The 13,990-nt window shown below is 53.2% G+C and carries 11 protein-coding genes; 3 read left to right on the top strand and 8 right to left on the bottom strand.

Translation table 11 applies throughout. The features are described from left to right. Positions 1 to 143: 143 nt before the first annotated feature. From MD273_RS05155 to cysQ, 7 genes are all read right to left on the bottom strand, one after another. Positions 144 to 2,369: a polysaccharide biosynthesis tyrosine autokinase gene (locus tag MD273_RS05155; protein ID WP_239036690.1), complete on the bottom strand. Its 2,226-nt coding sequence runs from the start codon at positions 2,367 to 2,369 to the stop codon at positions 144 to 146. A gap of 5 nt (positions 2,370 to 2,374) precedes the next feature. Next, positions 2,375 to 2,818, bottom strand: coding sequence for a low molecular weight protein-tyrosine-phosphatase (locus MD273_RS05150; protein WP_239036689.1), 444 nt, complete (start codon positions 2,816 to 2,818; stop codon positions 2,375 to 2,377). A 4-nt stretch (positions 2,819 to 2,822) separates the two neighbouring features. Further along, complete coding sequence (locus MD273_RS05145; protein WP_239036688.1) at positions 2,823 to 3,929, bottom strand: polysaccharide export protein; 1,107 nt, start codon at positions 3,927 to 3,929, stop codon at positions 2,823 to 2,825. Positions 3,930 to 4,024: 95 nt separating this feature from the next. After that, complete coding sequence (locus MD273_RS05140; RefSeq protein WP_239036687.1) at positions 4,025 to 4,987, bottom strand: hypothetical protein; 963 nt, start codon at positions 4,985 to 4,987, stop codon at positions 4,025 to 4,027. A gap of 149 nt (positions 4,988 to 5,136) precedes the next feature. After that, positions 5,137 to 7,215, bottom strand: coding sequence for a YjbH domain-containing protein (locus MD273_RS05135; RefSeq protein WP_239036686.1), 2,079 nt, complete (start codon positions 7,213 to 7,215; stop codon positions 5,137 to 5,139). A 370-nt stretch (positions 7,216 to 7,585) separates the two neighbouring features. Beyond that, entirely contained in the window at positions 7,586 to 8,065 is a 480-nt protein-coding gene (rfaH, locus tag MD273_RS05130; protein ID WP_239036685.1) for a transcription/translation regulatory transformer protein RfaH, read from the bottom strand. Between the two features lie 188 nt (positions 8,066 to 8,253). Continuing rightward, complete coding sequence (gene cysQ, locus MD273_RS05125) at positions 8,254 to 9,021, bottom strand: 3'(2'),5'-bisphosphate nucleotidase CysQ (protein ID WP_239036684.1); 768 nt, start codon at positions 9,019 to 9,021, stop codon at positions 8,254 to 8,256. Positions 9,022 to 9,279: 258 nt separating this feature from the next. Between cysQ and MD273_RS05120 the strand changes: the two genes are divergently transcribed. Then, positions 9,280 to 10,641 (top strand): MBL fold metallo-hydrolase, encoded by a 1,362-nt coding sequence (locus tag MD273_RS05120; protein ID WP_239036683.1) that lies wholly within the window; start codon positions 9,280 to 9,282, stop codon positions 10,639 to 10,641. Here the strand turns inward: MD273_RS05120 and MD273_RS05115 are convergent. After that, positions 10,623 to 11,339: a sulfotransferase family 2 domain-containing protein gene (locus tag MD273_RS05115; RefSeq protein WP_239036682.1), complete on the bottom strand. Its 717-nt coding sequence runs from the start codon at positions 11,337 to 11,339 to the stop codon at positions 10,623 to 10,625. The two genes, MD273_RS05120 and MD273_RS05115, sit on opposite strands and share 19 nt — an antisense overlap. Before the next feature lie 213 nt (positions 11,340 to 11,552). Here MD273_RS05115 and MD273_RS05110 point away from each other — a divergent pair, with 213 nt between their 5' ends. Continuing rightward, on the top strand, positions 11,553 to 12,728 hold the full coding sequence (locus MD273_RS05110; protein ID WP_239036681.1) for a glycosyltransferase family 4 protein: 1,176 nt from the start codon (positions 11,553 to 11,555) through the stop codon (positions 12,726 to 12,728). Next, positions 12,721 to 13,989, top strand: coding sequence for an oligosaccharide flippase family protein (locus MD273_RS05105; RefSeq protein WP_239036680.1), 1,269 nt, complete (start codon positions 12,721 to 12,723; stop codon positions 13,987 to 13,989). Before MD273_RS05110 ends, MD273_RS05105 begins: the two co-directional genes overlap by 8 nt. Position 13,990 lies beyond the last annotated feature (1 nt).

Below are 13,990 nucleotides of genomic sequence, written 5' to 3'. Positions count from 1 at the left end.
CCCACTACGGCCACGCTACGAACAAATTGGCTAGAGGTAAGCCGGGAAAGCCCCCGGCGTATTGATTCCCGAGCGTTAGCGATCATTGTTAGACTTTTGGAGGAAGGGGAATGATTCAACGAAATCTGAAGATTCTGGAACCATCACTCAGACTTGTAGGCATATTGGTAATAGCCATAATTACCGTAACCTGAAGACGAAGCCTTTCTGACCACAGCGTTGAAAACAACGCCCTTCACATCAACACCGTTCTGTTCAAAGCGACGCTTCGTCAGCTCTATCTCTTTCGCCGGATTCATGCCAAAGCGTGTCACCAACATGGTAGTCCCCGCATGTTTGCCAACTACGGCGGCATCCGTCACTGCCAGGATTGGTGGCGTATCTATGATCACCAGATCATATTTTGAGGAAATACCAGCCACGAATTCGTCGAATCGCTTGCTCATCAACAATTCCGACGGATTCGGGGGAATCGTTCCTCGTGAAATGAAATCGAGACCCTCCAGATCCGAATGCTGCAAAACGTCATCAATCTGTGCCTTTCCTGCGAGTAGGTCAGAAAGGCCTTTTTCGTTCCTCACCCTGAATACATCGTGCGAAAAACCCCGGCGCATATCGCCGTCAACCAACAGCACTCTTTGGTCCGCCAAGGCCATTACAGCGGCAAGGTTGACTGAAACGAAGGTTTTACCCACTTCCGGGCTCGGGCCGGAAATCATCAGGACGTTGTTTTTGGCGTCCATCATTCCAAAGTGGAGACTGGTGCGCAGGCTACGAAGGGATTCAACAGCGAGATCAGCTGGATTCGCGACTGCGAGTAGTCCGGAGGTACGATCCTGATTACGCAACCGCGTCTTGTTTTTCTTCTTGGCCAGCTCTGATTGTGTTTCCGAAAGTGGAATACTTGCATATACCGGTAGTCCGAGGTTTTCGATATCCTCGGGGTTTTCCACGCCTCGGTTAAGGAGAGATCTCAGTAATACGATCCCTACGCCAATCACGCCGCCCAGCATCAGGGCGACAAGAGCAATAAAGGAGCGCCTTGGCTTTACCGGAGCGGCAGTGTTTACCGCAGCCTCATCCACGACCCGCACGTTACCAACTGTACCCGCACGTGCAATGTCCAGCTGCTGGATGTTGGACAGCATTTGAAGATAAATCTCATTTCCGACTTCAACATCCCTGCGAAGTCTCACCAGTTCCTGTTGGGTTTCCGGCAAGCTACCGATTCTTCGATCAAGTTCGGCCCGGCGCTGTTTGAGTTGAGCCATTTGCGAGGCCCAAGCTTTATAACGGGGATGAGTAGGCTGGAATCGCTGTTCAATCTCTGCGCGCTGTATCTCCAGCTCCGAGATCCGGGTTTCAAGCTCCACAATCTGCTGGAGTAAAGTACTACCCTCAGCGGTGATATCGATGGTTTCCGCTGTGACCTGATATTCGTTCAGCTTCTTTTCCGCAGCCTCCAGCTCTTTCTTTACCTCTGGCAACTGGCTACGCAAAAACTCCAGTGACTGAGCAGCCTCTGCGCTGCTGCGCTCTACATTCTGGCGTACATAATTCTTGCCCGCTTCGTCCAGAACAGCTTTGGCCGTGGCTGGGTTCGGGTGTTCATAGGTCAAAGCGATAATGCCCGAGCCTCTGCCCTTTTCGCTGGCGTTGATGCCACTTTGTAATTCACTCATGGCACTGTAGCTGGAGCGCCTGGTGACGTTGAACAAGGTGCCTGGCCTGGCAACCAATTCAGTCACCATCAGGGAATAGCGTCCATTACTCGCTGGTTCGTTTGGCCTTCCTTCCAGGATAGGCCGCAGTTCCCCATCTAGAAGCTCCCAACCACTTCCTGTTGCTCTCAACAGAAAGGTTCCTGTTTGCCCTGGAACGTCCATGCGCGTGATCTTGAGTTTCTCGCCCCCCCAAGCGTATTTGTCGCCCCATAACGGCTCCGCCAACTCCCCTGGGGCACCACTAAAACGCCTAGCAATAGCCTCACCGACTACCGGAAAGTAGTTTGGGGTAACTACAATATCCAGATTGAGGTTATCTACAACCTTTCCCAATACTCTCCGGCTCTTAATCAGCTGGATTTCTGTTTCGGCGTTAGAAGGAGATTCAAGAAATCCCGAGAGATTCTCCATGCCGGGAAGCGCGCCCTGCTTCTCTTCTACCTGGATGAGGGAATTTGCCCGATAGATTGGAGGCTGGAGTAACGCATAGGCGACACCTATTAACGTGAATGCAAACGTGACTCCAATAATCAGCCAGCGCCCGTCCCACAAGATTCCGAAAAGTGCCAGAAGATCAATTTCGTCATTGTCCCTGCTTTCATTTATTTCTGACGGTTTTGGGGTGCTATACGAGCCGTTGGTCATTGCGGTTATTTATCCAGGTACTTGAGCCAGCTGTTCGTGGCTTCATCGATCAATTTGAAAGCGTATTCAAAGGCCAAGCGTTGTTGCCTATGAGGGTCCGGGACCGATTGGTCATCTTGCCATTTACCCAGTAAAAAAGCCCGCCCCCGTATTTGTGGTGCCAGTTCATGCAGCCTTTTCAGATGCTTTTCTTCCATAGCAAGGATCAGGTCTGCGTTGGCTAGCATTTCGGTTGTGACCTGGCGGGCCCGGTGGCTGGTAGCGTCAATACCCTGCTCACTTAGGATCATCAAAGCAGTTTCGTCTGCAGGCTTACCTACCAATGCGCCAATGCCCGCCGATTCAATGGATTTTTCCGAGCGGTGCGCCAGCTTGGTCTTCAGCAGGTACTCTGCCATCGGGCTGCGGCAAATATTGCCCACGCAGATGATCAGGATGTTGTTGAACATGGTGCTAGTCGGTTGTAGTCACTTCGTCCTCTGCCCGAGCGAAGAAGTAAACTGCCTGGGCGGTCGGTACAATCTGTGCAATCAGGCGGTTCCAGCGGGCAATTGGTGCTGCTGTTACGTAAACGATATCCCGTGGCTGCAGAGTAAATTGGTCTGCCAGCACCAGTGCCGTCGCGTTTCGGGCGTGTAGCTGGAATACCTCAGCGATTTTGCCGGTTTCCTCAGGCGCCTTACGAATTACGAATACGCCACTAGCGTCTGCCGTGGCTTGGGCGAAACCGCCTGCATCTGCCAGGGCTTCCGCCAAAGTGATGTCTGAGCGGCCAATGTTGAGGCTGCTGGGCTGGCCAACTTCGCCCAGAACGAAGACCTTCGCTGCGTCATTCCGGGCTACGTGAATAATATCGTTGGGGCGGAGCAATACATTTTCTCGGGTGTCGCCCTGCCTGTAGAGTTCCCGCAGCGAATAGCGTTTGGTTTCGCCGTTGCGGGTGAGCGTGACATTGGTCCAGTCCGCTACTTCGGTGAGACCGCCGGCGTTGCTGACAGCTTGAAGGAGTGTCAGAGGTACGTTGGTGATTGGTTGCGTGCCGGGCTGTTTTACTTCGCCAGTCAGGTAGACACGCTTGGAGCGGAAGGAGGCTACGGTAACGTCTACCTGCGGGGATTCAATGTATTCCGCCAGTCGTTCACGCAGGATTTCGCGAATTTCAGTGACTCTCAGGCCAGCGACTTTGACTTCGCCGACGTAGGGGTAAAAGATGGTGCCATCGCTGTGAACCCAGTTGCCGGCTTCGGAAGGGCTGCGATCTCCACCTGCGGGAATGGTGAGTTCAGGATGGTCCCACACGGTAATGCTCAGAACGTCACCCCGGTTTACCTCGTAATCGTAGCTGTTGATCTCTGATTCCAACTTCCTGTTGAGGACCGGGTTCGAGGCAGGCTTCGCCATCTTTTCCCGCAAAAGCTTGGGAGTGATGGTATATATGTTCACCATTTTCTCCAGATCCATGCTCTCGTCTTCATCCTTATCGTAGGGGATGTGGGCTCCGGGTATGACGGCGCAACCGGAGAGACTGAGAATTATGAGCAGGGAAAATAGGGCTTTCATCCGGGATTGATGTTCCGTATTAGGATTTTGGGTTTACAGAATTAAGAAAGGGGCTGGTACTGCCAGCCCCTTTTGCCTTGCGCTGGCTTTATTACCTATGCACCTGTTCCGCCGGTGGCACCAGTCGGCGGCTCTTCGGTAGCAATGGCGTCCTCAAGTTCCGCCTGGGCAAGCTCGTCCTGAACCGCCTGCTCCTCGATCACTGTTGCATCGGGAGCAACCGGCGCTTCATAGGTTGCAGAGCCGGAGCTGATAATCGTATCGGCGTTGTAGCTGTCCAGATCATTCACGGTACCGCCATCAGAGAACTCCTGGACGACAGCCGCTACGTTGGCTGGATTCAGGCTCTCAACCAGTGCACCAAATGCTGCAGTTTCGCTGAGATCCGGATTGGATTCCAGCACCACGTCCACATCGGCAATCAGGTCGACAATCTGGGCGCTCAGCACCTGGTTGATCAGATGCAGCTCGGCCGCAGTGCGTCTGTCGGCGCCGGAAGTGCTGCTGAAGGCTGCGATGGGATCATAGGTGGTCAAATCAACCGACACACCCAGTTCGTTAGCCAGGTCTGCCGCCGCAGCCGCTTTGAGCTCCGCCAGGGTCGCGGTGGAGCCGGCAGCGAGGGCGCTCTCGACCTTCATTTGAATAATCGTGCTGAATCCACTGATTGCGGTACTGCCTGCCGGAGCCAGGAACTTGAGGTTCGGGTCAGCCGGCTGGCCGGTATCCTCGTCAACGGTGTTTTCGTTCGCTTCCAGCACCAGCGGTGTCAGCAGCTGGGCGTCGGTCAGGCCCACGAGGCTGAATTCACCACCCGCACCGGTGGTGGTGCTTGGCTCACCGGCATCACACGTTTTGTTCAGGTTCTCGTCCACACACACGGTGGCACCCACCAGATAACCGTCGTATACAACGCCGTCAGATACGCCGCTGGGCGTCTGGCCCGAAGGCAGCGGGGAGCCGTCGTTATCGGAACAGCCCGCAACCATCATCATCGGGGCCAGGATGGCTGTCGCCAGCATATTACGCGTGAACAATCCTTTTTTGAACTGAGTCATAGTAGCCTCTTAATCTCCTGAATGAGCGTTAGCACGTCTTTCTTGTGTTGCTTTTTATCGAAGGGCTCAGTGCCCTTCACTATAGAGAAGCGAGCCGGAAACGCAATGTTTACAGATGCATAGGGTTCGCTTGCGTTTTCCGCTTTCATCTACCGGTTGGTTAAACGCCCCCGGTTGAAGTAGACCGACCGGATCGGGTTGGCCGATTCGATGACCCTGGCGCCTCCGAACGAGGTCAGGTTCTGGTCCTCGTTGATCCGGGTCTGGACGCTGTAGTTCCAGTCGGCATCGCCCCGGATCTGAACGTAACGGAATTGCCGGGTTTTCTCCGGCGTTAAGGGGATCACCCAGCCCAGGCTGATGAATTCGGCATCGGTATTCTTGTAAGACAGGCGCAGGGCGTAATCACCGAACCAGAAGCGGCTGTCGATGCGAACGCCGGTGTCTTCTTCAAAGAACTGGCCGCCGTACACGTCCACCTGGGTATCCAGGGTCGGGTTGTAGTAGCTGTAGCGGGCCAGCATCTGGTTGCGTTCGACGTTGTCGTAATCCGCATGCTCGAAAGCACCGCCGACATACGCGAGGCTGTGTCGGCCGTTTGGGCCAAGCAGCAGGGTTTCGTTCAGGAGCCCGTTCCAGTCTATGGCGTAACGACCGGCGTGGACGCTGGTGTACAGCTGCGGGTGAAGCTTGAGGGTTTGCTGGATTTCGGCTTCGGTCAGGTCGGTGCGTTGTCGATCCTGGTAGAACACACCGCCCTTCTCGAAATCCTCGGTGGCGTAGACTTCGGCGTTGTAGGTGGCGGACGCCAAAGCACCGGTCCACAGGGAGACGGAGGTTTCTGCGCTGAGACCCACGGAGGCGTCCCATACGCCGTATTCGGTGGCGATACCTGAGCTGATGGTGGGGCTCAGGGTGATGCGGGGTTTCCAGGTTGGGCCGTAGCTGCCCTGGAAGTCCCACTGGGGATCGTCTGTATGGAACAGGGTGCCCGGAGCGTAGTCGGCGACCAGAATTTGGGCTTGGGTGCCCTGCTCTGGATTGCCGAGGCTGATGGTGCGTTCGACGACCGGGATGTTCTGATTCAGCAGGGTGAGCTTGGCCGTTCGGTGTGGGCCACCCAGGGCTTGTGCCTTTCTGGCAACATCGGCGATGGCATCGCGTTCGTCGCGGGTGTAGATGTTGTTTTCCCACTGGATGTGGAGGACTGCATCTGTACTGGCGACGGAGACGCGGTCATAGCCGGCAGCAACCAGCTTCTGCCCGATGTTACGTGCGAATTCTTGGCCCTCGCTTTTGCCTGCTTCGTTGCTCTGCGACCGCGCTCCTGACACTGCCGACTCGACGGCCGCCGGTGACTGCGCCTGACGCTCTGACGAACTGGCGGCATTGGAGGAAATCGCGGTCGGCTTCGGAGCTGTAACGGCGTTTTCGTCCGGCAGTACCAAGTGCTGTTTTCTGGCTTTATTGCCGAAGGGAATCGACAGACCAAGGGAGAAGAAATTGCGATCGTTCTCGGTATCTCCCTCGTCGTAAGCCAGGACTTTGCCGTTGATCTGCATGCCCAGTGGCAGCAGACCGTCGGGCGTGCTGGCGCCAAGCCCCAGCCGGACATCCTGGCTGTCGTACTCGGCCATCACGTTCAGCCAGGGCAAAGGCCGGTAGGACACACCACCGAAAGGGCCATCGAGATAGCGGTCGGGCGTTTTCGGGTCGCCGTAGCCTGCGGAAATCTCCACGGGGCCGAACCGGCGACCGGCAACAACGTACACCGATTCGAAATCGTCGGTCTCACCACCGAGGTCCTGAACGCCGGCGGACAGGGTGAACCACTCTTCCGGGATAAACGGGGCCTGGATCTTGATGTTCGCGGAGAGGTCCCGGATGCCGCAACCTTCGGTGTAACAGTTGGCCTGGGTGCGGTCCCAGGTCAACCGGCCGCCGACTTCCACATTGGGAAAGATACCGAACAGACCACTGACGTTGTTGTAGTAGCCGTAGGTATCGCCGGAATTCGCACGTGTTTCCAGGGCCTGATCCGAATACTGGACTGCCGCCTTACCGTGATCGAGCACCGTTGCAGAGGGTACGTTGAGGTAACCGCTGTAGCCGGGGAACGCGAGATCTGAGGCAAACGCCTGATTGCCGGCCAGTGCGAGGCCAGTCACGAAGGCAGGTTTCAGGCACGCTACCGCCCCACCGACCAGGGTCCAGTGTTTTGAGGTCATGAGATTCGTCAATTTTGCAGGGGCAAAGCGAGGGCGGGAGCGAAGAGATGCCCCGACTTAGTCCCTGTCAGGTGATTTTCGTTATTTGGATATATTTCGAATTTGTGACGCAATTCTACGTGATGTGTGATTGCAGACAAGTGACAGTTTGGGGAGAAACGGTGATTCAGATGATTGGGGACGTAAAGCTTTGTTAAAGGGTGAGAATGTGAATTATATGGGGGGGCTGAAGAACGCTTTCTTCTGACCCCGCGCTTGGAGTTATTCTCCGGGGTTTGTTGAAGTTGGGGTCAGATGAACGGAGTTCATCAGACCCCTGAGTTTTAAAAAGGGGGTCAGAAGAAGGCGTTCTTCTGACCCCATGTTTGACCTACCGCCGAATCGATGCGACTGGCACCTTCACCATCTGCTGCTTCTGCATGAAGTTGATGAGCACGATCGCCCTCTCCTCTCCATCGTAGGACTGGAAGATGGCGCTGAGGCCTTTGAAGGGGCCATCGTCCAGCTCGACTGGCTCGCCGGCTTTGATGCCGCCTTTTTCGGCCACTTTGTCCAAGCTGTCTTTGATGTGCTGGATGACGTCATCTTCGATGGGTGCCGGCTTGTTGGCGAAGCCGACGACGCGGATAACGCCGCGAGTGGAGCGGAGCTTGGCCCAGACGGGGTCGGTTTGCTCGAGGTTGACGAAGAGATAGCCGGGGAACAAAGGCTCCAGCTTTTTGATGCGCTTTCCCGCCCTGATTTTCTCTACCTCGATTTTCGGGTAGAAGCAGGGGATGTCCTGGTTCTGGAGGTGTTGGAGGGCTCGATCGCCTTGGGCGGGTTTGTGTTGGACGGCGTACCAGGTCATTTCAAATCCGTTTGGTTGGGTGGAACTAACGAGGGGTCTGAAGAAAGCCTTCTTCTGACCCCGTTTTGGGCATTAAGTTGGGGTCTGATGAAAGCTTTCATCAGACCCCTGAGTTCCGCCAGATTCTTTGGTTTGGCGCTAAGCTGGGGTCAGATGAACGAGTTCATCGGACCCCTGAGTTATCCGCATCAAAAATACCAGCTTCCCGCCGCCACGAACCAGGGATTCAGAATATCCTCTTTCCCATACCGCAGCGGCTCACCTTCCAGCGTTTGCACTTGCCCACCAGCAGCCACCAGAATCGCATGCGCCGCCGCCGTATCCCACTCACTGGTCGGCCCCAAGCGCGGGTAGATATCGGCGTGGCCTTCGGCGATGCGGCAGAATTTGAGCGAGCTGCCGGCCTGGACGAGTTCGTGGTCACCGAGCTTGTCGATGAAGGCGAGGGTTTCGTCGTTCATGTGGTTTTTGCTGGCCACCACGCGCTTGGTGTCTTTCGGTTCGGCAACGCGAATGCGATGAATCTTGCCGGTGCGGTCCCGCATGTGAGCGCCCTCGCCTACGATGCCCCAGTAGGCTGTTTTGAGTGCCGGGGCGGTGACGACGCCCATCACTGGCTGACCATCCTCGATCATGGCGATGTTGACGGTGAATTCGCCGTTACGCTGGGTGAAGTCTTTGGTGCCATCGATGGGGTCGATGAGCCAGAAACGACGCCAGTGTTTGCGTTCCTCCCAGGAGATGCTCTGGCCCTCTTCCGACAGGATCGGGATGTCCCGGCTGATGTTGCGCAGGCCCCGATAGATGATCTCGTGCGCGGCTTCGTCGGCCGCGGTGATGGGGGAATTGTCCTCCTTGTAACGAACCTTGAAGTCGGATTCGTAGATGTGGCGGACTTTTTCGCTGGCTTCGTCAGCGATTTTCAGGACATCGGGGAGTATGGAGCTGTAGTGCATGGGGGTGTCCCTGGGGGTGAACGTGAACCTGGGGTCAGAAGAAGGCGTTCTTCAGACCCCTATTCTTAACTCTGGGGTCTGATGAACGCTTTCATCTGACCCCGTTTTTACGCCATAGTACCATTATTAAAACAGGGGTCAGAAGAAAGCGTTCTTCTGACCCCGCGCTAGACTTGAAAATGGGGTCAGATGAAGGTTTTCATCTGACCCCAGAGCCGTGACCCCGGCTTTACCACCAGACACAAGGATGCCATTTAGATGAAACTTCGCTTCCTCGGCGGCACAGGCACTGTCACCGGCTCCCGTTACCTGCTCTCGGACGACAAGCATCGCCTGCTGGTGGATTGCGGGATGTACCAGGGTGTGAAAACCCTGCGTCGGCGGAACTGGGCGAAGTTTCCGGTGGATCCGAGCAGCATCAACGCCGTGGTTCTGACGCACGCGCACATTGACCACTCAGGCTATCTGCCGGCGTTGGTCAAGAACGGATTCAAAGGCAAGGTTTACTGCACCAAGGCTACTCACGAGCTCTGTAAGGTCTTGCTACCAGATGCCGGTTTCCTGCAGGAGGAGGACGCCAAATACGCCTATCGCAAAAAGTTCTCGAAGCATGAGCATCCTGAACCTTTGTTTACCGAGAAAGACGCCCGGGAGGCTCTTAAGCACTTTGAGTCCCTGCATTACCACGAATCGTTTGAACCGGTGAAAGGCTTTGAGGTGACCTTTACGCCTGCTGGACACATTCTCGGCTCTTCTTGCGTACACGTTCACCACAAGGTTGACGACCGGACGGTAGTATTCAGCGGCGATGTGGGTCGCCAACATGATCTGATCATGCGTCCACCCGAGCCATTAAAAAAGGCCGATGTCCTGGTTTGCGAATCAACCTATGGCGATCGTGCGCACAGTGAAGTCGATCCCGAGAGTGAGCTCGAGGAGATCATCACCCGAACCGCCGGGCGTGGAGGCATTGTGCTCGTGCCTGCCTTTGCCGTAGGCCGCGCGCAAATGCTGCTTTATGTTGTGCACAAGCTGATGAGCCAGAAGCGGATTCCGAAACTACCCGTTTATCTGAATAGCCCGATGGCAATCAAAGCCACCGAGATCTTTTGCAAGCACCACAAGGAGCACAAGCTGGACGCAAGCCAGTGCGAGCTGATCGATAATAAGACCGAGTTTGTGCGTACCGTGGAGCAATCCATTGAGCTCGATTCTGTGCGATATCCCTGCATCATTATTTCGGCTAGCGGTATGGCCAGTGGTGGCCGGGTGTTGCACCACCTCAAGACGTTACTGCCCAATCCCAGAAACAGCATTGTGTTTGCAGGATTCCAGGCACCAGGCACCCGGGGAGATGCGTTGGTCAACGGCGCGGAATCCGTGAAGATCCATGGCGAGTACTGGCCGGTTAAGGCGGACATTCACAACATCGATTCGCTTTCGGCGCATGGCGACTATAACGAGATTCTGGAGTGGCTGGGTCAAGGGTCACTAAGACCGGCAAAGGTTTATGTGACCCATGGAGAGATTGTGGCAAGTGATGTGATGAGGAAGCGGATTTGTGAGAAGTTTGGGTGGGATGCTGAGGTCCCGGAATTATTTCAGGAAGTCGTTATCTGAAGGCGGCGGCTATAATCGAACTGATCGAAGTCATCAGCATAATATTCATTAACGACGGTCAGCAAATCTTCAGTCCACGCTATCTCACTATCTACGTTTAATGCCCACGTAAAGCAGCCGTTAATAGCGTGAAAAAGCCTAAAAGCCAGGGTCTTTAGTTTCCCCCTTGCGGAACTCTTATTGATATGTGGAATCTTATCTACTTTTAAGCCGATTTCTTCCAAAACTTTAGGCATCTCCTCCGACAGCTGCTCGAGTTTTACAACATGATCAACCTTAATCACACCATACTCATCCCGAAGGTAGTCTACTTGTGGCTTTAAAAACCAGTGGAGCTTACCCTTATTTTCCATCTGAGGCCGAAAAATTTCACAAATAAAGCGTTCGAACGGTATGGCAGCATCGTAGCCCAAAAACTTGTATAGCGACTCGACACGCTTATAAGGGTCTCTTACAATCGAGAACTTGGTATATTCTTTCATCATTTTGGGTGATATATAGCCTAGAGAAATGTACTCAACGTATGTGAGATGAGCTAGCCTAGGAGGCCCTTTTTTTTGATCCCGATTTTTTCTCAGCAGCAAGGGTGCCCTGGTTTTCCAGGTCAAACCATTTTCTCGAATAAAAATATCCTCAATACTTTGCCCGCCACATTTCGGAATATGGACAAAAATACATTTATGTTTATGAGATATCATTGCTTAATCCTTAATTACACGCCCCACCAATCAAAAAATGATTCCGGAAAAACGTTGTCATAGCTTACCAGCGCTCCAGAGTGCACGGAGATCGCCAAAATTCGGTAACATACTGGCCAGCTTTGTCGAGACACCATTCTCTCAAACAAGTCCCCAAAAGAGTAGAATAGGCCGTATTGTCACACCCTAACGCAAGCACCACGAGGTTGTAGCTTGAAAACCACGAAGCAGGCCACAGAACAAACAAAAACGCTGGTTCTTATAACTCGAAACTTCCCTCCGGTACGGGGAGGGATGGAGAGACTGAATCAAAACCTGGCAAAAGAGGTAGCCCGCTATTTCAAGGTGAAGATTCTTGCTCCGCGTGGTGCGGAGGACTTCGCGCCACAAGCAGACAAGGTGCTGACCTGCCCCTCATCGGCATCACTGTTTTTGGCATGCGCAATCGCAAAATCCTTTATTTTGGCTTTAAAAGCCCGGTTTAGCATTCGCATAGATGTGGTTTTGGCGGGCAGCGGAGTAACCGCACCGCCTGCTTTCGTTCTGGCAAAACTCTCCGGAGCGCGATTGGGGGTATATCTTCATGGATTGGATGTCGTAGTAAAGAGCCCCCTTTATCGAGCAATCTTTCTACCTCTCATTCGACGCGCGGATTTTTGGATTGCCAACAGCACTGCCACAAAGCGCCATTGTATCGATGCCGGGATGCCCGGTGAGAAGATCTCTGTAATACATCCCGGAGTCGACATACCAGAAACAGACCTAAGATCTTCATCCGTAACACAGCTGGCAACGGAGAAGAGTCTGCCTGGCCATCCGATTTTAATATCAGTTGGAAGACTTACACGGCGCAAAGGTGTTAAAGAATTCATTCAGCATTCGCTGCCTCAAATCGTCGCCCGACACCCGGAAACTATGTTTCTGGTGGCCGGATCGGTTCCTAAGCACGCCTTGCTGAAAAACCATGTCACAAAAGAAGAAATTGAAAACGCCGCTCGCACTGCGGGAGTCTCTCATAATGTAAGGCTTATGGGTCCAATCTCAGAAGAGGAACTAGCCTCACTTTATCGGGCAGCAGACGTGCATGTATTTCCGCTGATTCCCATCGAGGGTGATATGGAGGGATTTGGCATGGTCGCCATTGAGTCAGCAGCCTGGGGGGTTCCCACGGTTGCTTTCGCCGAAGGTGGAGTGGTCGACGCAGTTTCCGAGGGGGTATCTGGTCTTTTAATCGCCTCCGGAAATTATACGCAATTTTCATGCAGGGTATGCGATATACTTGACGGTAAGGTTGTTTTTCCTGCAGATCAAATGAAGTCTTTCGCCGATGAATTCAGGTGGGAGGTATTCGGAAAGCAGGTTTCCGAGTGTGTTTTCGATAATGCTTAAAGGTCCATTACTCGCAGCGCTGGGTAAAGGCGGAAGTGTACTCGCAACCTATCTATTCTACCTTATAGCAGCGAGGGCACTCGGACCAACCGAATCTGGATACTTTTTTCTATCCTTCACTCTCATCATGCTGCTTGTTACCGGCTCAAGGGCAGGACTCGACGTTCTGCTTCTGAAAAACACTGCGCTATCTGCGGCTGAGAACGGAAACTCCCGGAAGATATTTTTTAAATATACAGCTGTATCGTTTTCTTTGTCGTCCCTATTCGCCTTGATTTGCTACCTGTTTGCTGAGCCAATTGCTATTTCATTGTTTGCAAAACCACAGCTTTTCGCCACGCTCCAAGCCATGAGTCCGGCAACGATTTTTCTATCATGCCTATGGTTAGCTGGAAAATATTTTCAGGGCCTAAGAATGATTTTTACGTCTGAGCTATTCGCTACCAGCTCTTGGAGCATATTGCTCTTAATCACTATAATGGGCATGGGCATTAAAACAAGCATCGAACTCTCTAATGCTCTGACCCTAGCGACCGGAGCATTACTTATTTTCGCACTGCGAATTATTGCGAGATCTGGCAGCGCATCCTCCACAACTGACAAAACAACCGGTGATTACCAGATTTCCTTATCCAGCTTCGGTTCTTTGTGGCTCTCCACTCTCTTTACTCAACTTTTAATTTGGAGCAGCACACTCATCGCAGGAGCGCTACTCGCCCCAGATGAGGTTGCTACACTTAACGTCGCCCAGCGTGCAGCGATGATAACAGCCTTTTCGTTAGTCGTAGCAAATGCGTTTCTTGCCCCTAGATTTGCGACCCTTTACAAACAGTCAAACTTAAAAGGACTGATCAGGCTTAGCGACAGATCAATCAAATACTCTGGCGCATTATCATTAATTATTTTCCTGCTCATATCGATGCTTCCAAAGCAAATCATGTCATTGTTCGGCGAAGGTTTCACTACCAGCAGCGGTATTCTAATAATACTCGCATTCTCTCAGCTCATAAGCGTTATGTGTGGCTCCGTCCAGAACATTCTCACAATGACGGGGAATGAAAAGGCCGTCTTGAAGACTACCGCGATAGTTGCAGCGTTTTCCATCGTGCTTTGTCTGTATATGACGCAATCTTTCGGTTTGTGGGGCAGCGCTGTTGCAACTGCAGTATCCATAATAATTTTAAACTTGACGCTCACATTACAAGTTTGGAAAAAATTAGGTTTCTTTACTTTTTGCTTTTTAAAACGGGACTGCCACTAAA

The sequence above is a fragment of the Marinobacter sp. C7 genome, from assembly GCF_022343555.1.
Taxonomy (GTDB): Bacteria; Pseudomonadota; Gammaproteobacteria; order Pseudomonadales; family Oleiphilaceae; genus Marinobacter.
Note: the sequence above shows the minus strand (reverse complement) of the source record. Positions and strands in the feature narration are given on the sequence as shown.

Excerpts from the sequence above, each read along its gene's own strand:
- MD273_RS05155 (WP_239036690.1), bottom strand. The coding sequence starts at position 2,369 with ATGACCAACGGCTCGTATAGCACCCCAAAACCGTCAGAAATAAATGAA.
- MD273_RS05150 (WP_239036689.1), bottom strand. The coding sequence starts at position 2,818 with ATGTTCAACAACATCCTGATCATCTGCGTGGGCAATATTTGCCGCAGC.
- MD273_RS05145 (WP_239036688.1), bottom strand. The coding sequence starts at position 3,929 with ATGAAAGCCCTATTTTCCCTGCTCATAATTCTCAGTCTCTCCGGTTGC.
- MD273_RS05140 (WP_239036687.1), bottom strand. The coding sequence starts at position 4,987 with ATGACTCAGTTCAAAAAAGGATTGTTCACGCGTAATATGCTGGCGACA.
- MD273_RS05135 (WP_239036686.1), bottom strand. The coding sequence starts at position 7,215 with ATGACCTCAAAACACTGGACCCTGGTCGGTGGGGCGGTAGCGTGCCTG.
- rfaH (WP_239036685.1), bottom strand. The coding sequence starts at position 8,065 with ATGACCTGGTACGCCGTCCAACACAAACCCGCCCAAGGCGATCGAGCC.
- cysQ (WP_239036684.1), bottom strand. The coding sequence starts at position 9,021 with ATGCACTACAGCTCCATACTCCCCGATGTCCTGAAAATCGCTGACGAA.
- MD273_RS05120 (WP_239036683.1), top strand. The coding sequence starts at position 9,280 with ATGAAACTTCGCTTCCTCGGCGGCACAGGCACTGTCACCGGCTCCCGT.
- MD273_RS05115 (WP_239036682.1), bottom strand. The coding sequence starts at position 11,339 with ATGATATCTCATAAACATAAATGTATTTTTGTCCATATTCCGAAATGT.
- MD273_RS05105 (WP_239036680.1), top strand. The coding sequence starts at position 12,721 with ATGCTTAAAGGTCCATTACTCGCAGCGCTGGGTAAAGGCGGAAGTGTA.